This window comes from Streptomyces sp. NPDC053432, from assembly GCF_055585365.1.
Genome location: NZ_JBVJKF010000010.1, coordinates 19,303 through 44,326, shown reverse-complemented (window position 1 = coordinate 44,326; position 25,024 = coordinate 19,303). Strand labels below are relative to the sequence as shown.

The 25,024-nt window shown below is 74.6% G+C and carries 16 protein-coding genes; 14 read left to right on the top strand and 2 right to left on the bottom strand.

The annotated features are described in order from the left end of the window. Positions 1 to 29: 29 nt before the first annotated feature. Entirely contained in the window at positions 30 to 2,057 is a 2,028-nt protein-coding gene (locus ACZ6Y1_RS18290; RefSeq protein ID WP_469630105.1) for a 4-alpha-glucanotransferase, read from the bottom strand. Positions 2,058 to 2,277: 220 nt separating this feature from the next. On the opposite strand from ACZ6Y1_RS18290, the gene ACZ6Y1_RS18285 reads away from it, so the two are divergent. Further along, on the top strand, positions 2,278 to 5,277 hold the full coding sequence (locus ACZ6Y1_RS18285) for a beta-N-acetylglucosaminidase domain-containing protein (RefSeq protein WP_469630102.1): 3,000 nt from the start codon (positions 2,278 to 2,280) through the stop codon (positions 5,275 to 5,277). A 232-nt stretch (positions 5,278 to 5,509) separates the two neighbouring features. On the opposite strand, the gene ACZ6Y1_RS18280 is transcribed toward ACZ6Y1_RS18285, so the two are convergent. Then, complete coding sequence (locus ACZ6Y1_RS18280; RefSeq protein WP_469630098.1) at positions 5,510 to 6,046, bottom strand: HNH endonuclease; 537 nt, start codon at positions 6,044 to 6,046, stop codon at positions 5,510 to 5,512. 269 nt (positions 6,047 to 6,315) lie between these two features. On the opposite strand from ACZ6Y1_RS18280, the gene ACZ6Y1_RS18275 reads away from it, so the two are divergent. The 13 genes from ACZ6Y1_RS18275 (at position 6,316) to ACZ6Y1_RS18215 (ending at position 25,005) form a co-directional block, all read left to right on the top strand. Beyond that, positions 6,316 to 7,398: a mechanosensitive ion channel family protein gene (locus ACZ6Y1_RS18275; RefSeq protein WP_469630096.1), complete on the top strand. Its 1,083-nt coding sequence runs from the start codon at positions 6,316 to 6,318 to the stop codon at positions 7,396 to 7,398. A 194-nt stretch (positions 7,399 to 7,592) separates the two neighbouring features. Continuing rightward, complete coding sequence (locus ACZ6Y1_RS18270; RefSeq protein ID WP_469630094.1) at positions 7,593 to 9,095, top strand: ROK family transcriptional regulator; 1,503 nt, start codon at positions 7,593 to 7,595, stop codon at positions 9,093 to 9,095. Between the two features lie 147 nt (positions 9,096 to 9,242). Beyond that, entirely contained in the window at positions 9,243 to 10,577 is a 1,335-nt protein-coding gene (locus tag ACZ6Y1_RS18265) for an ABC transporter substrate-binding protein (protein WP_469630090.1), read from the top strand. 6 nt (positions 10,578 to 10,583) lie between these two features. After that, the gene (locus tag ACZ6Y1_RS18260; RefSeq protein WP_469630087.1) at positions 10,584 to 11,528 is read left to right on the top strand and encodes a carbohydrate ABC transporter permease; all 945 of its coding nucleotides are present in this window, start codon (positions 10,584 to 10,586) and stop codon (positions 11,526 to 11,528) included. Next, complete coding sequence (locus ACZ6Y1_RS18255) at positions 11,525 to 12,382, top strand: carbohydrate ABC transporter permease (RefSeq protein WP_469630084.1); 858 nt, start codon at positions 11,525 to 11,527, stop codon at positions 12,380 to 12,382. The genes ACZ6Y1_RS18260 and ACZ6Y1_RS18255 overlap by 4 nt, the downstream gene beginning before the upstream one ends. Positions 12,383 to 12,388: 6 nt before the next feature. After that, complete coding sequence (locus ACZ6Y1_RS18250) at positions 12,389 to 13,654, top strand: 6-phospho-beta-glucosidase (RefSeq protein ID WP_469630081.1); 1,266 nt, start codon at positions 12,389 to 12,391, stop codon at positions 13,652 to 13,654. Next, positions 13,651 to 14,673, top strand: coding sequence for an N-acetylglucosamine kinase (locus tag ACZ6Y1_RS18245; protein ID WP_469630685.1), 1,023 nt, complete (start codon positions 13,651 to 13,653; stop codon positions 14,671 to 14,673). Before ACZ6Y1_RS18250 ends, ACZ6Y1_RS18245 begins: the two co-directional genes overlap by 4 nt. 180 nt (positions 14,674 to 14,853) lie before the next feature. Continuing rightward, complete coding sequence (locus ACZ6Y1_RS18240; RefSeq protein WP_469630078.1) at positions 14,854 to 16,263, top strand: hypothetical protein; 1,410 nt, start codon at positions 14,854 to 14,856, stop codon at positions 16,261 to 16,263. A 356-nt stretch (positions 16,264 to 16,619) separates the two neighbouring features. Beyond that, positions 16,620 to 17,594: a glutamate ABC transporter substrate-binding protein gene (locus ACZ6Y1_RS18235; RefSeq protein WP_469630682.1), complete on the top strand. Its 975-nt coding sequence runs from the start codon at positions 16,620 to 16,622 to the stop codon at positions 17,592 to 17,594. An 83-nt stretch (positions 17,595 to 17,677) separates the two neighbouring features. Next, a complete protein-coding gene (locus ACZ6Y1_RS18230; protein WP_469630679.1) occupies positions 17,678 to 18,925 on the top strand; it encodes a hypothetical protein in 1,248 nt (415 codons plus the stop codon). Then, positions 18,922 to 21,942, top strand: a complete 3,021-nt coding sequence (locus ACZ6Y1_RS18225) for a tetratricopeptide repeat protein (RefSeq protein ID WP_469630075.1) — start codon at positions 18,922 to 18,924, stop codon at positions 21,940 to 21,942. Before ACZ6Y1_RS18230 ends, ACZ6Y1_RS18225 begins: the two co-directional genes overlap by 4 nt. Before the next feature lie 225 nt (positions 21,943 to 22,167). Continuing rightward, positions 22,168 to 23,562, top strand: coding sequence for a PP2C family protein-serine/threonine phosphatase (locus ACZ6Y1_RS18220; RefSeq protein ID WP_469630071.1), 1,395 nt, complete (start codon positions 22,168 to 22,170; stop codon positions 23,560 to 23,562). A gap of 117 nt (positions 23,563 to 23,679) precedes the next feature. Beyond that, on the top strand, positions 23,680 to 25,005 hold the full coding sequence (locus ACZ6Y1_RS18215) for a VWA domain-containing protein (RefSeq protein ID WP_469630068.1): 1,326 nt from the start codon (positions 23,680 to 23,682) through the stop codon (positions 25,003 to 25,005). Positions 25,006 to 25,024: the final 19 nt, after the last annotated feature.

Below are 25,024 nucleotides of genomic sequence, written 5' to 3'. Positions count from 1 at the left end.
GCCCGCGCGCCCGGGGGTGCCGTACGGGGTCAGGCCCCCTTCCGCAGAGCCCTCAGCAGGGCGTTCGCCCGGGGCGAGGCGGCCAGTTCCTCCAGGGTCAGCGGCCGCCCGTCGGCGTCGGCGACCGGCAGCCGCCAATTGGGGTACTGGTCCCAGGTGCCCGGCAGGTTCTGCGGCCGCCGGTCCCCCACCGCGTCCGGCAGCCATACGCCGACCAGCCGGGCGGGAGTGCGCAGCAGGAACCCGTACAGGGCCCGTACGGCGGCCTCCTCGTCCCCGGTGTCCAGGCCCAGCCCGCCGAGCAGTTCCAGCCACTCGGCGGTGTCGGCGGCGTCCTCGGCCCGCTCCCGCTCGACGGGACGCGCCAGCAGGCCGAGCCGGTCGCGCAGTTCCACGTGGCTCCCGGCCAGCTTGGCGGCCGTGGGCGGCAGGTCGTGGGTGGTGACGGTGGCCAGGCAGTCGGCCCGCCAGTCCTGCGGCGCGAGCGGCTTGCCGCCGCCGTCCCAGTCCCGCTCGAACCAGAGCACCGAGGTGCCGAGCACCCCGCGCCGGGCCAGCGCCCGGCGCACCCGCGGCTCAACCGTCCCCAGGTCCTCGCCGATGACCAGCGCCCCGGCCCGGTGGGCCTCCAGGACCAGCACCGCCAGCATGGCCTCACCGTCGTACGAGACGTACGTGCCCTCGGCGGGCGGGGTCCCCTCCGGGATCCACCACAGCCGGAACAGCCCCATGACGTGGTCGATGCGCAGGGCGCCCGCGTAGCGGAACACCGAACGCAGCAGGGACCGGAACGGCGCACAGCCGGTCTCCGCCAGCCGGTCCGGCCGCCAGGGCGGCAGCCCCCAGTCCTGCCCGCGCGCGTTGAAGGCGTCCGGCGGGGCGCCCGCGGAGGCGTCCCGGGCGTGGAAGGAACCCGTGCGGGCGTCCGAGCCGTCGGGGTGCACCCCGACGGCGAGGTCGTGCACGATCCCGACCGCCATCCCGGCGTCCCGGGCCACGTGCTGGGCCGCGGCGAGCTGGGTGTCCGTCAGCCACACCAGCCAGCGGTGGAAGTCGGCCCGTCCGCCCGGTTCCCGCCCCGCGCACCAGGAGGCGTGCGCGTCCAGCGGGGCCCCCTGCGCGGCGCAGAACGCCCGGTAGGCGGCTTCGCGCTCGGGCGTGCGCGGGACGGCGTACAGCAGCTCCAGAGCGGCCCGCTTGAGTTCCCACACCGCGTCCCGGTCGATCAGCGCACCCTTCTCCAGCACCTGGCGGCGCAACTCGCCGCCTCGGCGGGAGAGTTCGTCGAGGGCCTCGCGCCCGGGGCACTCCGCGTACTCCGGCACGTCCTCGATCCGCAGGTACACGGGGTCCGGGAAGCGGCGCGAGGAGGGCCGGTACGGGGACGGGTCGGTCGGGGTGCCGGGCACGGCCGCGTGCAGCGGGTTGACCTGGATGAAGCCCGCGCCGTGGGTGCGCCCGGTCCAGCGGGCGAGTTCGGCGAGGTCGCCGAGGTCGCCCATGCCCCAGGAGCGCTCGGAGAGCAGCGAGTAGAGCTGGACGAGCACCCCGTGGGCCCGCCCGGGCGCGGCGGGCGCCCGCTCCGGGGCCACGATCAGCGTGGCCGCCCCGGTCCGCCCGTCCGGCGTGGCGCACGCGATCCGGTGCACTCCCAGGGGCACTTCGGCGGGCACGGCCCCGCCGGACCACTCGACGTGCCGGGGCCGGCGGCCCGTTTCCGCCGAGCCCGTTTCCGCCGGCTCCGGTTCCGCCGAGCCCGGTTCCGCCGGCTCCGGTTCCAGCCGGATCCGGGTGCCGGCGGGCAGGGCGGCCAGTTCGGCCGGTGGCGGCTCGCCCTCCCACCACACCAGCGTCGGAGGCAACAGCCGCTCCCGTGCCTCCCGTTCGGCGGCCTCCACCTCCGCCCGGACGTCCTCGGGGGTGTCGGTGCGGACTCCGAGCATCCCGAGTACGGCGCGGACCGTGGCCCGCGGTACGGGGACGGTGACGTCCGCGGCGGGCTGGTAGGCGGTGGCCACACCGTGCAGGGCCGCGAGCCGGGCCAGGTCGTCGTCCATGGGCGCACTCCTTTGTGCTGAGGGTGGGTCGGCGCCCGGTCAACACCGGGGCGGCACCCTGGGACACGGCCGCGAACACAGCAGCCCTACCCAGTACGGGGCATCGCATTCCTGGCGCATACCGGTCAGATCGCCCATCCGCATTGACACTCCAGCCGCACGGGTGGTGGGCTCGGGCTCATCCGTACGAGCGGGGGACGTCTCGGGACGAGGAGGCTCTGTGCAGCTCAGGGGCAGGAAGCGGACGGCGGCCGCGGCCGTGGCGGTGATCGGTTCGCTGCTGGGCGGGGCGGTCGCCTCGGCTCCGACCGGCATGTTCACGGTCGTGACCGGTCCGGCCGGCCCCGACCGCGAACCGGCCGCCGTCGCCGGCGCGGGAGCCTCCGCCGAACTCGTCCTCGACCCCGCCGCCAACCCCCCGCGCACCGCCGCCGAAGGGCCCGCCGTATGGCCCCGGCCGCAGTCGATGACCGCCGATCCGGCGCGCGAGGTGCCCCTGGGCACGGAGGCCGTGCTGGTGGCCCCGGCCGACGCGGACCCCCATGCCGTCCGGGTGGTGCGGGAGGCCCTGCGCGCGGCGGGCGTCCGCACCGTGCGCGAGACCGCCCCCGGCGCCCCGCTGCCCGCGCACGGCACGGTCGTACGGCTCCAGGGCCCGGACGCCCAGGAGGCGTTGCGGGCACTGGGGGCGGCCGAGCCCGGCGACCTGCCGGAGGGCGGCTACCGGCTGGCGGTGGGACGGCCCGGTGGCCGGGACACGGTCGCGCTGGCCGGCGTCGGCGAGGACGGGCTGTTCCACGCGGCGCAGACGCTGCGTCAGCTGCTCGCGGCGGGCGCCGGGAAGGCGCCCGGCGTGCTGGTGCGGGACTGGCCCGCGGCGCCGGTGCGCGGGATCACCGAGGGTTTCTACGGGGAGCCGTGGACCGGGGAACAGCGCCTCGCACAGGTGGAGTTCATGGGCCGCACCAAGCAGAACCGGCTGCTGATCGCGCCCGGCGACGACCCGTACCGGACGACGGCCTGGCGGCAGGAGTACCCGGCGGAGCGGCAGGAGGAGTTCCGCGCGCTGGCCGAGAAGGCCCGCGCCAACCGGGTCGTACTGGGCTGGGCGGTCTCGCCCGGTCAGTCGATGTGCCTGTCCTCGCAGGACGACCGCGCCGCCCTCGCCCGCAAGCTGGACGCGATGTGGGAGCTGGGCTTCCGCGCCTTCCAGGTGCAGTTCCAGAACGTCAGCTACTCCGAGTGGGGCTGCCGCGAGGACCGCGAGAAGTACGGGCGGGGGCCCGCGGCGGCCGCGAAGGCGCACGCGGAGGTCGCGGGCGAGCTGGCGGCGCACCTGGCGGCCCGCAAGGACCGGGGGACGGCCGCGCTGTCGCTGCTGCCGACGGAGTACCACCAGCAGGGCTCCACCACCTACCGCAAGGCCCTGGCGGCCGCGCTGGACCCGCGGGTCGAGGTGGCCTGGACGGGCGTGGGCGTGGTGCCGCGCACGATCACCGGCAAGGAGGTGGCCGGGGCGCGCTCCACGATGGGCCACCCGCTGGTGACGATGGACAACTACCCGGTCAACGACTGGGACCCGGCCCGGATCTTCCTCGGCCCCTACGCGGGCCGCGAGCCCGCCGTGGCGGGCGGCTCCGCGGCGCTGCTGGCCAACGCGATGCCGCAGGGCACCCTGTCGCGGATCCCGCTCTTCACGGCGGCCGACTTCGCGTGGAACCCGCGCGGTTACCGGGCCGGGGAGTCCTGGGCGGCGGCGGTGCGCGAGCTGGCGGGCCCGGACGCGCGGGCGCGGGAGGCGGTGGCGGCGCTGGCCGGGAACACCGCGTCGTCGGGTCTGAAGCTGGAGGAGTCGGCGTATCTGAAGCCGCTGGTCGAGCAGTTCTGGAAGGCCCGCGCGGCGGGGGATCCGGCGGCCGGGGCCGACCTGCGCAAGGCCTTCACCGTCCTGCGGGAGGCGCCCGCCAGGCTGCCGTCGCTGTCGGCCGAGGCGGGCCCCTGGCTTGACCGGCTGGCGCGCTACGGGACGGCCGGGGAACTGGCGCTCGACGTCCTCCAGGCCCAGGCCAAGGGCGACGGGACGGCCGCGTGGAAGGCGTACCAGGCCCTGGACACGGCCCGGCAGGCACTGGCCGAGCCGGGCACGGTGCGGGTGGACAAGGCCGTACTGGACCCCTTCCTGAAGCAGGCCGCCGCGGAGGCGGACGCGTGGACGGGAGCCGCACGGAAGACGGGCACGGTGACGAAGGACGCGAACAGCTGGACGGTCCGGCTGGACGCGGCGCGCCCGGTGTCGGCGGTGACGGTGATGACGGACCCGCTCCCGGCGGGCGCGCGGGGAGCGGCGGTGGAGGTCGAGGTGCCCGGCCAGGGCTGGCGCAAGGTGGCCGAGGCCGCCACCTCTGGCTGGACCCAGGTGGACACGGGCGGGGTCCTCGCGGACGCGGTGCGGCTCTCCTGGGCGGACGCGAGTGCCGCTCCCCGGGTTCACCAGGTGGTGCCGTGGCTCGGTGACGGCCCGCAGGCCCGCTTCGAGCTGGCGGACGGCGCGGCCGACGCGGAGGTCGGGGGCGCGGCGCAGCGGGTGTCGGCGAAGCTGACCGCGCTGGGCGCCGGTGAGGTCCGCGGGCCGCTGACGGCGAAGCCCCCGGCGGGCGTGTCGGTACGGCTGCCGGGGACCGTGGTGGCCCCGCGCGGCGGTCAGGTGTCGATCCCGCTGGAGGTCAGCGTCGCCCCGGCGACGGCGCCGGGCACCTATGCGGTTCCGGTCACCTTCGGCACGGAGACCCGCACCCTGACGGTGCGTGCGGTGCCGCGCACGGGCGGGCCGGACCTGCTGCGCACGGCGCGGGCGAGTTCCTCGGGGGACGAGACCGCGGACTTCCCGGCGTCGGCGGCGGTCGACGGCTACCCGAACACCCGTTGGTCCTCGCCGGCGGTGGACGGCGCGTGGTGGCAGGCCGAACTGCGCGCCCCGGCCCGGATCGGCCGCCTGGAGCTCCACTGGCAGGAGGCGTACCCGTCGGCGTACCGGGTGGAGACCTCCGCGGACGGCCGCGTCTGGCGCCCGGCGGCCACCGTCCCCGCCTCGCGCGGGGGCCGCGAGACGGTCCGCGTGGACGCCCCCGACTCCCGGTTCGTCAGGGTCACGTGCGAGCGCCGCGCGACGCGCTTCGGCTGTTCGCTGTGGGGCGCGGAGGCGTACGCGGTGACTCCGTAAGCCCGCGGCCCCGCTGCGGGGGGGCGCCGCCCCCGAACCTCCGCTCGTCAAACGCCGGAGGGGCTGAAAGTGCCCGCTGGTGGCGGACGGCAGGAGCGAAATCCAGCCCCGCCGGCGCTTGAGGCGCGGGGGTCCGGGGGCAGCGCCCCCGCAGCGGCGCCGCACCCGACAGGGGCAGGTCCGGGGCAGCGCCCCGGGTGGGGCAGCGCCCCGGGTGACCGGCGCTGCAGGGCTATCCCGCCGCGAGCCCGATGCGCTCCAGCGCATCCTCCGCCCCGTACGGCTGGAGGTACGGCATCCACCGCGGATCCCGGTGCCCCGTGCCGATGATCCGCCAGGCCAGCCCGGACGGCGGCGCCGGCTGGTGCCGCAGGCGCCAGCCGAGGTCGACCAGGTGGCGGTCCGCCTTGACGTGGTTGCAGCGGCGGCACGCGGCGACGACGTTGTCCCACACGTGCTGGCCGCCCCGGCTTCGCGGGATGACGTGGTCGACGCTGGTGGCGACGGCACCGCAGTACATGCAGCGTCCCCCGTCGCGCGCGAACAGGGCGCGCCGGGTGAGCGGAACGGGCCCCCGGTAGGGGACCCGTACGAAGCGCTTGAGCCGGACCACGCTGGGCGCGGGGACGACCCTTGTCGCGCTGTGCAGATAGGCGCCGGATTCCTCCAGGGAGACGGCCTTGTTCTCCAGGACGAGGACGAGCGCGCGGCGGAGCGGTACGACGCCGAGGGGCTCGTACGACGCGTTGAGGACCAGGACGTGCGGCACGGACTGCCTCCTTGTACGCCGGCGGCGCGTGGCTCGCGCCGGGACGATCTGCTCTCCAGTCTCTCCTTACGGCTGGTCGAAGCGCCACCACGCGCCCGTAACGGGTCCGGGGTGTTTTCAACCACACCTGCTTCCTGCCCAAGTGAGTCCCGTCTCTCCCTCGAACAGGAAGCCCCTCGGCAAACACGTCGCAGGGATTGCCCCGTTAGTGTGGTTGGTCTGCCCGCACACCCCTTCCGGGCAGACCGCTACACCTGGAGGTTCCCGTCGTGCCCTGGCCCGCCGCTCTGCTGCCGCTCGCAGCGGACGTTCCGGACGCGCCCGCCTCGGTCAAGGAGGCGCAGGAGAGCGTCACCGAGGCCGCGAGCTTCATCGAACAGAACTGGGCCACCTGGCTGGGCATCGGCCTGCGGATCCTGCTGATCGTCGTGATCGCGGCCGCACTGCGCTCGGTGGTCCGCAAGGCGCTGACCAAGCTCATAAACCGGATGAACACCAGCGCCGAGGCCGTCGAGGGCACCGCCCTGGGCGGACTGCTGGTCAACGCCGAGCGCCGACGCCAGCGCTCGGAGGCCATCGGCTCGGTCCTGCGGTCGGTGGCTTCGTTCCTGATCCTCGGCACGGCCGCGCTGATGGTGCTGGCCGCCCTGAAGATCGACCTGGCCCCGCTGCTGGCGAGTGCCGGTGTGGCCGGTGTGGCGATCGGTTTCGGCGCCCGCAACCTGGTGACCGACTTCCTGTCCGGCGTCTTCATGATCATGGAGGACCAGTACGGCGTCGGGGACAAGATCGACGCCGGAGTGGCCTCGGGCGAGGTCATCGAGGTCGGTCTGCGCGTCACCAAGCTGCGCGGGGACAACGGCGAGATCTGGTACGTGCGCAACGGCGAGATCAAGCGGATCGGCAACCTCAGCCAGGGCTGGGCGACCGCCGGGGTGGACATCCAGGTCAAGCCGACCGAGAGCCTGACCCGGATCCGCGAGGTGGTCCAGGAGGTCGCCGACACCCTGGCGAAGGAGTCCCCGTGGGACGAGCGCCTGTGGGGTCCGGTGGAGGTGCTGGGCCTGGACGAGGTGCTGCTCGCCTCGATGACGGTGAAGGTGTCGGCGAAGACCATGCCCGGCAAGCAGTTCGCGGTGGAGCGGGAGCTGCGCTGGCGGATCAAGGAGGCCTTCGACGCCGCGGGCATCCGGATCATCGGTGGCGCGGCCGCGCCCGCCGACGAGGAGGAGGCCCCGGCGGACCCGGCGGCCGCCGTCGCCGCCCCCTCGGCGCTGGCGAACCCGGCCTCCCCGCAGTCCCTGGCCACCGCCCCGATCCCGGCGCCCGGCGGACCGAAGATCACGAAGTAGCCCCGAGACACGCCTTCCCCGCTGCCCCGCAGGACGAGCCTGCGGGGCAGCGGCATTGACAGGGCCCGAACAGTGATAGGAAACTTACCTAACAGTCCTCCCCCGGCGCGTACCGCCCGTCCGTACCATCCGCTGTACCGTCCGTCCGTACCGTTCGTCCGTACCGTCTGCTCCGGCGAGAGAGAGACCGCGCCATGCCCGCCGCCACGCCCGGAACACCCAGCCTGCTGCGCGCCATGAACGACCGCGCCGCGCTCGAACTCCTGCTGGCGCACGGGCCGCTCTCCCGGACCCGGATCGGCAGCCTGACCGGACTGTCCAAGCCCACCGCCTCGCAGCTGCTGGCCCGCCTGGAGGCCGCCGGACTCGTCGTGGCCACCGGCACCGACGGCGGCCGTCCCGGTCCCAGCGCCCAGCTGTACTCCGTCAACCCCCGGGCCGCGTACGTCGGCGGACTGGACGTCACCCCGGGGCGGGTGCTCGCGGCCGTCGCCGACCTCACCGGCACCGTGGTCGGCACGCACGAGGTGCCGTACACCGAGGGGGCGGACGCCGTCGGACAGGTGACCGAAGCCCTCGGCGAGGCGGTCAAGGCCGCCGGACTGCACCGCTCCGACCTGCACCGGGTGGTCATCGCCACCCCCGGCGCCTTCGACCCGCAGACCGGCCGGCTGCGGTACGCGGGCCACCTCCCCGGCTGGCACTCCCCCACGCTGCTCGACGAGCTGGCCGCGGCCCTGCCGATGCCCGTCGAGTACGAGAACGACGTCAACCTCGCGGCCGTCGCCGAGCAGCGCCTCGGGGCGGCCCGCGGCCACGAGGACTTCGTCCTGCTGTGGAACGAGGAGGGGCTCGGCGCCGCCCTCGTGCTCGGCGGCCGGCTGCACCGCGGCTGGACCGGCGGCGCGGGCGAGGTGGGCTTCCTGCCCGTGCCGGGCCACCCCCTGGTCCGCCGGCCGGCCCGCGCCAACACCGGCGGCTACCAGGAGCTGGCCGGCGCCCAGGTGGTGCCCGGCCTCGCCGCCGGATTCGGCGTGAAAGCCGAGGGCGCGCCCGCGCCGGCCTCCGAGACCGGAACACCACCCGGCGCCGGGGCCGCCGGGGCGGTGGCAGGAGCCGGACCCGGACCCGAGGCCGGGGCAGCGGCCGGGGCCGAAGCCGGAGCCGGGGCCGGAGCTGGACCCGGGGCAGGAGCCGGAGATGGACCCGAGGCCGGGGCCGGAGCTGGACCCGAGGCAGGAGCCGGAGCTGGACCCGAGGCAGGAGCCGGAGCTGGACCCGAGGCCGGGGCAGGGGCAGCGGCAGGGGCAGCGGCCGGGGCAGGGGGTCTGTCCCCGGGTGGGGCCGGTGGGGCGCACAGTCCCGAGGTTGCCGCCGCCGTCGCTCTCCTCGCCCGGGCCGCCGCCACGCCCGAAGGGCCCCACCTGCGCTTCCTCCAGTCGTACGCCACCCTGCTGGCGACCGGTCTCGCCTCCCTCGTGGCCGTCCTCGACCCGGAGATCGTGGTCCTCTCCGGAGCCGTGATCGCCGCCGGCGGCGACCCGCTGCGCAGGCTCCTGGAGGAGGAGCTCGCCGAACTGGCCCCCTCCCGCCCCCGCCTGGTCTCCGGCGAGGTCCCGGAGCGCCCGGTCCTGCGCGGCGCCCTGGAGACCGCGCTGGCCGCCACCCGCGACGAGGTCTTCGACACCTCCCGCTGACCCCGAACCCGCACCCGAACCCGCACCCGCACACACCCGCACCGCCCCCGCATCCGCATCCGCATCCGCATCCGCATCCGCACACCCGCGCGCACCCCCACTGGCACCCCCCATCGGTAGTTCCTCCCGCAGAGAGTGAGCCCCGCCATGCCCAGAACCGGACGCCCGGTCACCGCGACCGTCCTGCTCGCCGCGATATCCGTACTGGCCACCGCCTGTACGGGCCAGGGAGCCGACACCGCCTCCGACGACCCGAAGGCCCAGGTCACCCTCAACTTCTGGCACGGCTGGTCCGCGCCGGGTGAGGTGAAGGCGATCGAGGAGAACATCGCCCGCTTCACGAAGGCGCACCCCAACATCAAGGTCGAGGTCACCGGCAACATGACCGACGACAAGATCAACCAGGCGCTGCGCGCGGGCGGGGACAAGGCCCCGGACGTGGTCTCCTCCTTCACCACCGACAGCGTCGGCAAGTTCTGCAACTCCCGCGCCTTCGCCGACCTGAACCCCTTCCTCGCCAAGTCCGGGATCGACAAGGCCAAGGTCTTCCCCAAGACCCTGCTGGAGTACACCCAGTTCGACGGCAACCAGTGCACGCTGCCGCTGCTGAACGACGCGTACGGGCTCGTCTACAACAAGACCGCCTTCGCGGAGGCCGGCATCACCGAACCCCCCAAGACGTGGAGCCAGTTCACCGAGGTCGCGCAGAAGCTGACGAAGCCGAAGGGGGATTCGTACGAGCAGGTCGGGCTGATGCCCACCTTCCACGGCTACGAGACCACCCCCATGCGGCTGGCGGCGCAGTGGAGCCCGGCGTACTTCGGCGCCGACGGCAAGTCCAACCTGGCCAAGGACCCGGCCTTCGCTCAGATGCTGACCGCGCAGAAGGACCTGGTGGCCAAGCTCGGCGGCTACGAGAAGCTGGAGCGCTTCCGCAGTACCTTCGGCGACGAGTGGAGTGCCGAACACCCCTTCCACACCGGCCAGGTCGCCATGCAGGTCGACGGCGAGTGGCGGGCCGCGATGGCCCAGGAGGCCGGGGTGAAGTTCGAGGTGGGCACCGCTCCACTGCCCGTGCCCGACGACCGGATCGGCGACTACGGCAAGGGCTACCTCTCGGGCACGATCATGGGCATCGCCGGGGGCAGCAAGAAGCAGAACGCGGCCTGGGAACTGGTCAAGTACATGACCACCGACACCGAGGCGGTGGTGGCCTTCGCCAACGCCATCCACAACATCCCCTCCACGCTGGCGGCCCTGGAGTCGCCGGCCCTCCAGGTGACCCCGCAGTTCAAGACCTTCATCGACATCGCGCGGCACCCGAAGTCGAACACCACCCCCGCCCAGGCCGACGGGGGCACCTACCAGCTGACCCTCCAGGACTTCGCCTACGCCGTGGAGAAGGGCGACGTCGCCGACATCCCGGCCGGGCTCGCCAAGACGGACCAGCAGATCGACACGGACATCGCGAAGGCCAAGTAGCCCCAGATGACCACCACGAACCCGCTGCGCTCCAAGCGCCGCCGCTCCGCGCTGCGCACCGCGGCCTTCATGTCCCCCTGGCTGATCGGCTTCGGCCTCTTCTTCGCCTACCCCCTGCTGTCGACCGTCTACTTCTCCTTCACCCGCTACGACGGCTTCCGGCCGCCCGTCTTCAACGGCCTGGACAACTGGAGCTACGTCTTCTCGGACTATCCGCTGTTCTGGCCGGCGATGCGCAACACCCTGTGGCTGGTGGCGGTCATGGTCTCCTGCCGGGTCGTCTTCGGCCTCGGCGTCGGCCTGCTCATCACGAAGATCAAGACGGGTGCGGGGATCTTCCGGACCCTCTTCTACCTGCCCTACCTGGCCCCGCCCGTCGCCGCCACCCTCGCCTTCGTCTTCCTCCTCAACCCCGGCACCGGCCCCGCCAACACCCTCCTGGACGCGGCCGGCCTGCCCACCCCCGGCTGGTTCACGGACGCGGACTGGTCCAAGCCCGCCCTGACCGTGCTCGCGCTGTGGGGGGTCGGCGACCTCATGGTCATCTTCATGGCCGCGCTGCTCGACGTACCGAAGGAGCAGTACGAGGCCGCCGAGCTGGACGGCGCCGGGGCCTGGGCGCGGCTGCGCCACATCACCCTGCCCAACATCGCGCCGATCATCCTGTTCGCCGTGGTCACCGGGGTCATCCAGGCCATGCAGTACTACACGCAGCCGCTGGTGGCGGGAAAGGTGGCGGCCGGGGTGATCGGCGGCTCCGGCCAGCAGTTCGAGCCGGGCTACCCCGACAAGTCCACCCTGACCCTTCCCCAGCTCGTCTACAACGCCGGTTTCCAGCGCTTCGACTACGGCTCCGCCTGCGTCATCGCCCTGGTGCTGTTCGCCCTCTCCATGGCCTTCACCGCGCTCCTGATGCGCCGCCGCGGCGGACTGCTCGGAGCGGACGCGTGAGCGCGGCCGGCGCCGCGGGCGCACGCGGCCGCAGGGCCGTCCTGCACTGGATCGGGGTGCACGCGCTGGGCGTGGCCGCCGCCCTGTTCTTCGTCCTCCCCTTCGTCTTCCTCCTGCTCACCTCCCTGATGGCCGACCGGCAGGCCCTCACCCGCGACCTGTGGCCGCACACCTGGGAGTGGGGCAACTACGCCACGGTCTGGCACACCCCGGGCTTCCTGACCTGGTGGCGCAACACCCTGCTGTACGCGGGGCTCGGCACCCTGCTGACCGTGGTCTCCTCGGTGCCCGTCGCCTACGCGCTCGCCAAGTTCCGCTTCCGCGGGCGTCGGCTGTCGCTGCTGCTCGTGATCTCCATGATGATGCTGCCGCCGCAGGTGGTGGTCATACCGATGTACCTCTTCTGGGCGAAGCAGCTCGACCTGTCGGGCACCCTGTGGCCGCTGATCGTCCCGATGGCGTTCGGCGACGCGTTCTCCATCTTCCTGCTCCGCCAGTTCCTGCTGACCATCCCGGACGAGTACCTCGACGCCGCCCGCGTCGACGGCTGCGGGGAGGTGCGCACCCTGCTGCGCGTGGTCCTGCCGATGGCGAAACCGGGGATCGCGGCGGTCGCCCTGTTCCAGTTCTTCTGCGCCTGGAACGACTACTTCGGCCCGCAGATCTACGCCTCGGACAACCCGGCCGCCTGGACCCTCAGCTACGGGCTGGAGTCCTTCAAGGGCGCGCACCACACCAACTGGAACCTGACCATGGCCGCGACCGTACTGGTCATGGCCCCGGTGATCGTCCTCTTCTTCTTCGCCCAGAAGGCGTTCGTCGAAGGCGTCACCCTGACCGGCGTGAAAGGCTGACGACTGATGAAACTCGCAGTGGTGGGCGGCGGTTCCACCTACACCCCCGAGCTGATCGACGGCTTCGCACGGCTGCGCGACACCCTTCCCGTCACCGAGCTCGTCCTGATCGACCCCGCCGCCGAACGGCTGGAGCTGATCGGCGCCCTCGCCCGGCGGATCTTCGCCCGGCAGGACCATCCGGCCCGGGTCACCACCACCGCCGACCTCGACGCCGGCGTCGACGGGGCCGACGCGGTCCTGCTCCAGCTGCGCGTCGGCGGGCAGGCCGCCCGGCTCCAGGACGAGACCTGGCCGCTGGAGTGCGGCTGCGTCGGGCAGGAGACCACGGGGGCGGGCGGGCTCGCCAAGGCGCTGCGGACCGTCCCGGTGGTCCTCGACATCGCCGAACGGGTGCGCCGGGCCAACCCGGCCGCCTGGATCATCGACTTCACCAACCCGGTCGGGATCGTCACCCGGGCCCTGCTCGGCGCCGGGCACAGGGCCGTCGGGCTGTGCAACGTGGCCATCGGCTTCCAGCGCAGGTTCGCCGCCCTGCTGGACGTGGCCCCGGGGGACGTCCACCTCGACCACGTCGGCCTCAACCACCTGACCTGGGAGCGGGGCGTACGTCTCGGGGGGCCGGACGGCGAGGACCTGCTGCCCCGGCTGCTCGCGGAGCACGGGGAGTCGATCGCCGCCCAGCTGCACCTGCCACGCGCGCTCCTGGACCGGCTGGGCGTGGTGCCCTCGTACTACCTGCGCTACTTCTACGCCCACGACGAGGTCGTACGGGAACTGGGCGCCGGCCCGTCGCGGGCCGCGGAGGTGGCCGCGATGGAGCGGGAACTGCTCGCCCTGTACGCGGACCCCGCGCTGGACGAGAAGCCGGCGCTGCTCGCCCAGCGCGGCGGGGCCTTCTACTCGGAGGCGGCCGTGGACCTGGCGGCCGCCCTGCTGGGCGACGGGGGGTCGCCCGTGCAGGTGGTCAACACCCGGAACGACGGCACCCTGCCGTTCCTCCCCGACGACGCGGTGATCGAGGTCCAGGCACGGGTCACCGCCGCCGGCCCGGTGCCGCTGCCCGTGCCCCGGCTGGAGCCGCTGTACGCCGGACTGGTCGCGCACGTGACGGCGTACGAGGACCTCGCGCTCGACGCGGCCCTGCGCGGCGGCCGCGAGCGGGTCTTCAGGGCCCTGCTCGCGCATCCGCTGGTCGGGCAGTACGACCTGGCCGAGGGGCTCACCGACCGGCTCCTCGCGCACAACGAGGAGCACCTGGCGTGGGCCTGACCCTCCCTTCCGTACTGGCGATCGACGCGGGCAACAGCAAGACCGACGTGGCGCTGATCGCCGCCGACGGCACGGTGCTCGGCACCGGCCGCTCCGGGGGCTTCCAGCCTCCCCGCTCCGGCGTCGAGGCCGCGGTGGACGTCCTCGGACAGGCCGTCTCCGCGGCGGCCGGGGCCGCGGGTCTGCCCGCGGCGGGGCCCGGATCCCCGTACGCGGCGCAGGTGTCGGCCTGTCTGGCCAACGCGGACCTGCCGGTGGAGGAGCGGCAGCTGACGGAGGCGATCGGCGCCCGCGGCTGGGGCGCGGCCACCGAGGTGCGCAACGACACCTTCGCGATCCTGCGGGCCGGGGTGGAGGAGCCGATCGGGGTGGCCGTGGTGTGCGGGGCCGGGGTGAACTGCGTCGGGATGACCCCGGACGGGCGCACCGCGCGCTTCCCCGCGCTCGGCCGGATCTCCGGGGACTGGGGCGGCGGGGGCGGACTGGCCGAGGAGGCCCTGTGGTTCGCGGCCCGCGCCGAGGACGGCCGGGGCGAACGGACGGAACTGGCCCTGGCCCTGCCCGCGCACTTCGGGCACGCCTCGATGTACGACCTGATCGAGGCTCTGCACCTGGGCCGGATCCCGGGCGGGCGGCGGCACGAACTGGTCCCGGTGCTGTTCGCGGTGGCGGCCGCCGGGGACCCGGTGGCGGCCTCGCTGGTGCACCGGCAGGCGGACGAGGTCGTGGCCATGGCGACGGTGGCGCTGCGCCGCCTGGAACTCCTCGACCGCGAGGTCCCGGTGGTGCTGGGCGGCGGGGTGCTGACGGCCCGGCACCCCCAGCTGAACGAACGCGTCGCCCGGGGCCTCGCCGAACGGGCCCCGCTCGCACGGATGCGCGTGATCACGGCGCCGCCGGTCCTGGGCGCCGCCCTCCTCGGCCTGGACGCCCTCGGCGCGCCGCCGTCGGCGTACGCGAGGCTCCGCGCGCACTTCGGGGCCCCGCTGGACGCCCGCTCCGGTGCCCGATTCGGGTGAACCGGCTCCTGGAGGGCACGCATCTGGAACCGTGGCGGTCTCGCGTGCGTATTGACACTGAAGGGGTGGCGGGCGCGGCCGGGGGGCAGACCGTCCGGGATGGAGTACCGGGTGGTGTGACCGGCCGGCACTGACGCCATACTGCTCCGGACAGTGGACAGGACCGAGGGGGAGGTCACGGTGGCGATCACATCACGCGCACCCGCGCCCGGGGGCGGTGTCTCCGTGCCGCCCGCCGGTCCGTCGGGACCTCCGCCGGGCGCGCCGCCGGGGCGGGGCACCGCCTGGGCGGAGGGCGTGGAGCGGCTGCGCGCGGCGGCGGTGACCGAGCCGGGACGGCTGCGGATCATCGGCGCCGCCCTGGCCGCCCTGGTACTGCTGTTCGGCGTGGTCAGCGTGTGGGAGATCTCCGGCCGGTCCGCCGCCGCCGACGACGTCGTGGGCCGCAGCCAGCCGCTGAGCGCGGACGCGGCGAGCATCTACCGTTCCCTCGCGGACGCCGACACGACCTCCTCCAGCGGCTTCCTGCTGGGCGCCCAGGAGCCCCGCGAGGTCCGCCAGCGCTACGAGAAGGACATCGCCAACGCCTCCAGACTGCTGGTGAACGCGGCCGCCAACACCGGCGGCAACGAGGACTCCCGCGCCCAGATCGCCCTGCTGAGCGAGCAGCTGCCGCGCTACACCGGTCTGATAGAGCAGGCCCGCGCCACCAACCGGCAGGGCATGCCGCTGGGCGGCGCCTACCTCCGCTACGCCAACGAGCAGATGACCACGCAGTTGCTGCCCGCGGCGCAGCGGCTCTACGAGTCGGAGACGGGCCGGCTGTACACCGACTACGACGAGGCCCGCGCGTGGCCGCTGGTCTCGCTCGGACTGGGCCTGGTCGCGCTCGCCGCCCTGGTGTGGGCGCAGCGGCGCAACTACCGTCGGACGAACCGGGTCTTCAACCATGGGCTGCTGGCGGCGACGGCGGCGTCGGTGGTGGTCCTGCTGTGGCTGGCCGTGGGGCACACGGTGGCGCGGTCGGACCTGAGCTCGGCCCGGTCGGAAGGGCAGGAGTCGCTGAAGGTGCTGAACGACGCGCGCATCGCCTCGCTCCAGGCGCGGGCCGGGGAGAACCTGACGCTGGTCGCGCGGGGCGCCGTGCTGGCCGAGGACAAGAAGTCCGACAAGTACGACGTGGAGTTCACCTCCAACATGAAGCAGCTGGACTCCGGGCTGGCGACGGCGCTGCGGCTCGCCGACGACGAGGCGGGCCGGGAGCCGGTGAGCCGCGCGGTGGCAGGTGCGGAGCAGTGGCGGCAGCGGCACGCGGCGGCCCGGGAGGCGGACTTGAAGGGTGACTTCGAGTCCGCTCTGACGCAGGTCGTCGGGGACGCGCAGCACAAGGACACCAGCGGGGCGGCGTTCGACACGGTGGACGCCTCCCTGGAGCAGGCGGTGGCCCACGAACAGCAGGAGTTCACCCGGGCCGCGCGGGACGGGCTCGGCGCGCTGGGCGGTCTGTTGACGGGCTCGGCGGCCCTGGCGGTGGCCGGTGCGGTGGCGGCGCTGCTCGGTATCGGGCGCAGGCTTTCGGAGTACAGGTGAGCGCGATGCGGATACGAGCGAGGCGGGTCTCCGAGGGCTTCGAGGGCCGTACACCCCACGGCCCGCTCGCCGCGGGCGCTGCCGCGGGCTCGGGCGACGCTCCGCAGGACCCGGCCGGCCCCGGCACCGCCGAGTCCGCGGACGGTCACACGGGCGCGGGCAGCGCGGGCAGCGGACACGGCGTAGCCGGGAGCGGACACGGCGGGTACTCCGGTACCGGTGGCCGCAGCGGCGGGCGGGGTGGTCACGGGGGCGGTGAGGTGTACTACGGCGGTGGTCCGGACGAACCCTTCCCCGTTCCGCGGGCGGCGCGGGGAACGCGGACCCGGTTGCGGGGGTGGGGCGGGGTGACCGCCATGGCCGCCGCGTGCGCGATGACGGCCGCGGCCGTGCTGCTGCCGCTGACCCAGGCCGCGCCGGACTCCGGCCGCCCGGGGGTGTACCGGGGGCCCGCTTCCATGGCGGTGGCCCCGGCGGCCCCCTCCGACACCTGCCAGGACCCGGAGGCCAGCCTGCGCCCGTCCACCGTGGACGGGGCGGCCATCGCCCGGATCAAGGCCGCCGGCAAGCTCGTCGCGGGCGTGGACCAGAACAGCTTCCGCTGGGGCTACCGCAACCAGACCACCACCGGCGGCACCGGCCCCGGGGACCCGTCCGACCAGGGCCGCCTGGACGGCTTCGACATCGACCTGGTCAAGGCCATCGCCAAGGACATACTGGGCGACGAGAAGGCGGTCATCTACCGGGCCATCCCCACCAGCCAGCGCATCCCCGCCCTCCAGGAGGGCCGCGTCGACATCGTCGTGCGGACCATGACCATCAACTGCAAGCGGCTGGAGGACGTGGCCTTCTCCACGGCCTACTTCGAGGCCGGACAGCAGGTCCTGGCCCCCAAGGGCTCGCCGATCACCGGGTACGACACCTCGCTGAAGGACAAGAAGATCTGCGTGGCCGCCGGTTCCACGGCGGAGGCCTCCCTGAAGGCCCAGTCGTACGGCGCGGCGCCGGTCACCGTGCCCAACCAGCTGGACTGCCTGGTCCGGCTGCAGCTCGGCGAGGTCGACGGGATCATCACGGACAACGCCCTCGCGGCCGGCCAGGCCGCGCAGGACCCCTCCGTGCGGCTGGTCGGCTCCCCCTTCACCCGGGAGTTCTACGGGGTCGCGATGAACAAGGACGCCTCCGACCTGGTCCGCCGCGTCAACAACGTGCTGGAGGGCTACCGCGCGGGCGGCGCCAACAGCCCGTGGATGGTCTCCTACCGCAAGCACCTCGAGCCCGTGCTGCCCGGGGTGACCGCGCCGCCGGCCCCCAAGTACCGGGACGGCTGAGAACGGTGGCGGCTGATTCCGGCACGGAGGGACGAGAGGGGCGATCGGTGGAGGCACTGTCGGTGGAAGGCGGATCGGCGGTGATGGACAGGGACGGCGTGGACCGCGCCCTGGCCAGACTCGGCGCGGAACACGAGGCGGTGGAGACCTCGCTGCTCGCGCTGCAGGACCACGCGGGGCGCCGGCTGCTGGAGGGCGCCGCGCTCACCGGGCTCACCCGGGAGCGCTGGGCGGCCGCCGAGGCCGACATCACCCGGCTGTGGACGTACTTCGACGCCTACAGCGGGGCCCTGACCGCCGCCCGGCAGATCCGGGAGCGGCGGCGCTGGCCGAACCGCGAGGACCTCGTCGAGCTGACCGAGCGGCTGCGCGGGCCCGGCGTGCTGATCGCCGGCGCCGCGGCGGAGGGCGCCGCGCTCGCTGAGCGGCTCTCGCTCGCCGAGCTGGTGGCCCGTATGAACGACCTGTACGCGCGCTCGCTGGACGTGGTGGTGGCCGCCGACGCGGTGTGGTCGGCGCTGCCCGCCCGCATCGACCTGCTCGCCGCCGAACTGCACCGCACCCGCTCGCTGGCCCACTCGGTGGGCGTCCGCCCCGGGGAGCACCCGTCGGGCGACGACCTGGAGGACATCACCGCGGAACTGACCGAGCTGCGGGCCCGGGTGATCGCCGACCCGCTGGCGTTCTGGCAGCCGGCGGGGGGCGGCGCGGCCCCCGGCGGCGGCCGTCCGGACACCGCCCGCTACGACCGGGCCGCGCTCGCGCTGGAGGACGTGCGCCGTGAGGTCGAGGCGGTGCTGGACGTACGGCAGGACGCCGAGCAGCGGCTGATCAGCCTGCGGGACGTGCTCTCGCGGGCCGACCGGACCCTGTCGGAGGCGCGGACCGCGCGCGGCGAGGTGCTGGCGAAGATCGCCGCTTCGGAGGTCCCGGCGGTCAGCGGCCCGCCCACGGTGCTCCAGGAACAGCTCGCGGCGGCGGCCGAGCACCGGCGCCACGCGCGCTGGCACCGGCTCTCGCCGCTGCTGGAGTCGCTGGAGGAACGGGCCGAGGAGGAACTGCGCAGGGCCCGGGAATCGTTGACCGCGGTGACGGCACCACTGGCCGTCCGGGCGGAGCTGCGCGGGCGGCTGGACGCGTACAAGGCGAAGGTGGCACGGCACGGCATGGCGGAGGACCCTCTGCTGATGGAACGGTACGACACGGCCCGGCGGATGCTGTGGAGCGCTCCTTGCGATCTGCGCGCCGCCGAGCAGGCCGTCCTGCGCTACCAGCAGGCGACGGCGGAGGCCCTGCGGCCCGCGGAGACTCCCGGAAAGGACGGCGCATGAGCCTGGTGGGAACGGCGTGCCTGCGCCCCGGCTGCCCGGGGACGTACGAGGACATGGGCGAGGGCGACCTGTACTGCGACACCTGCGGACTGGCGCCGCTGGGCGCGGCCCTGGCGGGCGCGGAGGAGCTGGTGTCGCCGCCGACGGCCATGACGAGCGCGGCGCGGGGCGGGGCGGGCTCGTCCGGATCCCGGGGGTCGCAGGGGTCGCAGGGCTCCGGGTCCTCCCGTTCCTCGTCCTCGGTGTCGACCTCGGCGCGCTCCTCCCGCTCCTCCCGTTCGTCCTCGTCCCGGCGCTCGGTGTCGGGGCGGCTGTCGCGCTCCCTGTCGGGGGCCGCGTCGACCCGTTCGGTGTCGGTGCGCAGCACGGGCCGGTCCGTCTCGGCGTCGGGGCGCAACCGGCTCGGTGCGGGGCTGGTCAAGGTGCCCGAGGTGCCGCGGCCGGATCCTTCGACGGCCGTCCTGGAGAATCCCGAGGTGCCGGAGCGCAAGCGGTTCTGCTCGCGCTCGGACTGCGGGGCCCCGGTGGGCCGGGCGCGCGGTGACCGGCCCGGCCGGACGGAAGGGTTCTGCACCAAGTGCGGGCACCCGTACTCCTTCGTGCCGAAGCTGCACGCGGGTGACGTGGTGCGCGGCCAGTACGAGGTGGCGGGCTGCCTGGCGCACGGCGGGCTCGGCTGGGTGTACCTGGCGGTGGACCGGGCGGTCTCGGACCGGTGGGTGGTGCTCAAGGGCCTGCTGGACACCGGGGACCAGGACGCGATGGCGGCCGCGATATCGGAGCGGCGCTTCCTCGCGGAGATCGAGCACTCCAACATCGTGCGGATCTACAACTTCGTGGAGCACCTGGACCAGCGGACGGGTTCGCTGGACGGGTACATCGTCATGGAGTACGTCGGCGGCAAATCGCTGAAGGAGATCGCGAACGAGCGGCGCCGGCCGGACGGGCGGCGCGATCCGCTGCCGGTGGAGCAGGCGTGCGCGTACGGCATCGAGGCGCTGGAGGCGCTGGGGCACCTGCACAGCCGCAATCTCCTGTACTGCGACTTCAAGGTCGACAACGCGATCCAGCAGCAGCACCAGCTGAAGCTGATCGACATGGGCGCGGTGCGGCGGATGGACGACGACGAGTCGGCGATCTACGGCACGGTGGGCTACCAGGCGCCGGAGGTTGCGGAGCTGGGGCCGTCGGTCGCCTCCGACCTGTACACGGTGGCGCGGACGCTGGCCGTGCTGACCTTCGACTTCCAGGGGTACACGAACATCTTCGTGGACTCGCTCCCGGACCCGGAGCACATCGAGGTCTTCCAGCGGTACGAGTCCTTCTACCGGCTGCTGGTCCGGGCGACCGACCCGGACCCCGGGCGGCGGTTCGCGTCCGCGCAGGAGATGGCGGACCAGCTGACGGGTGTGCTGCGGGAGGTGGTCGCCCTCCAGACGGGGCGGCCGCGGCCGCAGCTGTCGACGCTGTTCGGCCCCGAGACCCGGGTCCCGGACACCCAGCTCTTCACGGACACGGCGGACCGGCCGGTGTCCCTCCTGGGCCTGCGCGAGGCGTCCTCCCGGCCGTTCGCCTCCCGGCGGGGCGGCGGTCTCGCCGGTCTCCTGGGCCGCGGCCCGGCCGCACTCCCCGCGGCAGCCCCGGTCCCGGGCGCACCCTCCGGCACGGCCGCGCACCCGTCCGGATCCGCCACCCCGGCGGGCGGCACCCCGCTGCCCGCGACTGCGGCCCCGCCGCCCCACGGCACCCCCGGACCGTGGGCAGGCGGCCCGGCCGGGGCCCACGCGCCCGGCGGAACCCCGCAGGTTCCGGGGGCCTCCGGTACGTGGGGTCCCCTGCCCGGGGGCGTTGCCGCGCCCGGCGGCGTCGCCGCGCCGGGGGCGGCCGGCCCCACGGGGACACCCGGTACGTGGGGGCCCGTGCCCGGCGGGGCGCCGGCCGGAGGCGTCGCGGCGACCGCAGGGGGACTCGGAACCACCGCCACGCACGTCGCGGGGGCGGCGGTGCCGGCGCCCCGGCAGGCTCCGGCCGCCGTGCCCGCACCGGCTTCCCCGCCCGTGGCGGTGGCCCTGGCGCCGGCCCCCTCCGTGGGAGCGGGAGGGCTCGACGCCCGCGGGACGGCACTCGCGCTGCCCGTGCCGCTCGTGGACGCCGGCGATCCCAACGCCGGCTTCCTGGCCGGCCTGCTGGCCTCCGCGCCCGGCGAGCTCCTCGCCGCCCTCGGCGCGGCGCCGGCCGACTCCGCCGAGCTGCGGCTGCGCCGCCTGCGGGCCCACCTCGAACTGGGCGAACTGCCGGAGGCGTCACGCACGCTGACGGACCTGGAGGAACTGCACCCGGACGACTGGCGCGTGGTCTGGGCCCGCGGCATCGCCTCGCTCGCCACCGGGGACGACGAGATCGCGGCCCTCTCCTTCGACGCGATCTACGACGCCTTCCCCGGCGAGCCCGCGCCGAAGCTGGCCCTCGCGCTGTGCGCCGAGGTGCTGGGACAGCTGGACAACGCCGCCGAGTACTACCGCCTGGTGTGGAGCACCGATCCGGGCTTCGTCAGCGCCGCCTTCGGTCTGGCGCGGGTCCAGCTCGCGGCCGGCGACCGGGACGGGGCCGTACTCACGCTGGAGTCCGTGCCGGAGGCGTCCATCCACTACACCGCCGCGCGGGTGGCGGCCGTACGCGCACGTCTGCGCGACCGGTCCCCGCACGAGCCGCTGCTGACCGATCTGACGGCCGCCGCGGAGCAGGTGGAGGCGCTGCGGCGGTTCGGTCTGGACCCCGAGCGCCACGAACGGCTCGCCACCGAAGTTCTGGGCTCGGCCCTGGACTGGGTACTGTCGGGTAGCCGGGGTTCCGACCCCGGCCGGACCTCGCTGCTCGGCAGTCAACTGGACGAGCGGGGCCTGCGTTTCGGGCTCGAGCGCTCGTACCGCGTACTCGCGCGGCTGGCGCAGCGGGGCGAGGAGAGGATCGAACTGGTGGAACGGGCAAACCGTTTCCGTCCCCGGACGTGGGTGTGAGTGATGTCGATGCATCGGCCGTCGGGCTGCCCCAGCTGCGCGGAACCCCTGGAGGAGGGTGACCGTTTCTGCGGAGTCTGCGGACACGCCGTCACCTCCCCTCCTCCGGCGGCGTCCGCGGACCGCCCGACGATCGAGCTCCCACCGGCGCCACCGGCCGCGGCCCCCACGGCGGCACAGGCGGCGCCCCCGGCCCCGGCCGCGCCGGCCGTGGCTCCGCCCGCCGTGCCGGCCCCGGCTGGTCACGCCTCCCCGGCCCCCGGCTGGGGCACGGTGGCCTCCGCCGCACCGACCCTGGTCGACGCCCCGGCGGAGCAGGTGTGGGCCCCGGGCGGCACCGCCGAGCACGCGCACGGCGGCGCGCCGGAAGGGCCGCAGGCCAGGTACGACGTACCCGGCGGCACCACGCCCCCGGCGGGCGCCCCGTGGGAGCCTTCCGGTTCCGGCGGCGGCTCCGCCCGGCCGGACGGGACCACGCCCGCGGAGGGCACCACCCGGGGTGCGACCGACAGCCCGTACGGAGAAGCGCCGCGCGCGGAAGCCCCGTACCAGGCGCCGTACGAGGCCCCGCACGAACCGTCGCACCAGGCCGGCGGCGCCGAGCACGAGGACCCGTACGCCGACGCCCCGCAGGGAACCGGCACCGGCACCGGCCCCGGCCCCGGCAAGACCTGCGTCGCCTGCCGCGCCGGCCACGTGGACACCGACGGGTACTGCGAGCACTGCGGGCACGCCCAGCCGCGCGAGCGGGACCACCTGGAGGAGGAGCTCGGCAGCGTCGCCGCCGTCAGCGACCGCGGTCTGCGCCACCACCGCAACGAGGACTCGTTCGCCGTGGCGGCCACCGCCCTGCCCGACGGCTCCACCGCCACGGTGGCCATCGTCTGCGACGGCGTCTCCTCCGCCAGCCGACCCGACGAGGCGTCGGCCGCGGCCGCGGGCGCCGCCAACGAGGCGCTGCTCGACGCGCTCCCGCGCGGCGCGCACCCGCAGGAGGCCATGCACGCCGCGATCCTCGCCGCCGCGGCCGCGGTGAACGCGCTGGCCCCCGAGGTCCCCGGCGCGCAGAACGCCCCCGCCTGCACCCTGGTCGGCGCCGTCGTCGGCAGCGGTCTGCTGACCATCGGCTGGGTCGGCGACAGCCGCGCGTACTGGGTGCCCGACGACCGGGCCGCGCTCCCGCGCCGCCTCACCGAGGACGACTCCTGGGCCGCCCAGATGGTCGCGGCGGGCCTGATGGGCGAGGCCGAGGCGTACGCCGACGTCCGTGCGCACGCCATCACCGGCTGGCTGGGGGCGGATGCGTACGACCTCGAACCGCACACCGCCACCTTCAAGCCGGACCACCCCGGCGTGGTCGTCGTCTGCACCGACGGCCTGTGGAACTACGCCGAGTCCGCGCGGGAGATGGCCCAGGTGCTTCCCGCGGACGCCGCCGCCCGCCCGCTGCACAGTGCTCAAGTCCTGGTGGGCCACGCCCTGGACGGGGGCGGGCACGACAACGTCACGGTGGCCGTGGTCCCGTTCGCCGCGCCCGCGCCGGCGCGGGCAACGGAACAGGGGCATGCGGAAGCGGAGTCCGGGACAGATACGGAAGCGGAAGCGCGCCCCCAGGCCTGACCCGCCCTCCGCGCGCCCCGACCGCGCGCGCCCCGACCGCCCGTCCAGACGCCGTCCCGACGGCCGACCGCCGTCCCCCGCCCGAGCCCGAGCCCGACCCCTCAAGGAGTCCAGTCGATGGCGAACTTCGCCAAGCCGAGCGCCCCGCGCTTCGGTGTGGAGGTGTACCAGAACGAGTTCCTCCCGGTGGGCGGGCAGGAAGTGCACGCCATCGTCACGGTGACCGCCACCGGTGGTGCCGCCGTCACCCGCACGAGCGTCGCCCAGGGCGCCGCCGTCGTGATCATGGTCGACTGCTCGGGGTCGATGGAGTACCCGCCGGACAAGATGCGCGGTGCCCGCGAGGCCACGGCCGCCGCGATCGACACCCTGCGCGACGGCACCTCGTTCGCCGTGGTCGCCGGTACGCACGTGGCCAAGGAGGTCTACCCGGGCCAGGGCCGGCTCGCCGTCGCCGATCCGGCGACCCGGGCCCGGGCCAAGGAGGCCCTGCGCGGGCTGAGCTCAGGCGGCGGCACCGCCATCGGCACCTGGCTGCGGCTCGCCGACGGCCTGCTGCGCGGTTCCACCGCCGCGATCCGGCACGGCATCCTGCTCACCGACGGCCGCAACGAGCACGAGGAGCCGGCCGTGCTCCGGGCCACCCTCGACGCCTGCGCCGGCCGCTTCACCTGCGACGCGCGCGGGGTGGGCACCGACTGGGAGGTCAAGGAGGTCACCGGCATCGCGAGCGCGCTCCTCGGCTCCGCCGACATCGTGGCCGATCCGGCGCACCTCGCCGAGGACTTCACGCGCATGATGGAGAACGTCATGGGCAAGGAGGTCGCGGACGTCGCGCTGCGCCTGTGGACCCCGGTCGGCGTGGAGATCCAGTACGTGAAGCAGGTCGCGCCGACCGTCCAGGACCTGACCGGCCGCCGCACCGAGGCCGGGCCGCGGGCGGGCGACTACCCGACCGGCTCGTGGGGCGACGAGTCCCGCGAGTACCACGTGTGCGTCCGCGTCCCGGCCGCCTCCGTGGGCCAGGAGATGCTGGCGGCCCGCGCCTCGCTCGTCCTCCCCGGGTCGGCGCCCGGGGAACCGGTCACCACGCTCGCCCAGGGGCTCGTACGGGCGGTGTGGACGGACGATCTGGCCGCGTCCACGGCCATGAACCCGCAGGTCGCGCACTACACGGGGCAGGCGGAGCTGGCGCAGGCTATCCAGCAGGGCCTCGAGGCGCGCAAACTGGGTGATGTCGTCGGCGCGACGGCCAAGCTCGGACGCGCCGTACAGCTGGCCGGTGCGTCCGGAAACGCCGACACCGCGAAGCTTCTGGCGAAGGTGGTGGATGTCGTGGATGCGGTGGCGGGTACTGTGCGGCTGAAAGCGAAGGTCGCCGACGCCGACGAGATGACCCTCGAAACGCGCTCGACGCAGACCGTCCGAGTGAAGAAGACCTGAGAAGTCCTGCGAAGACCCG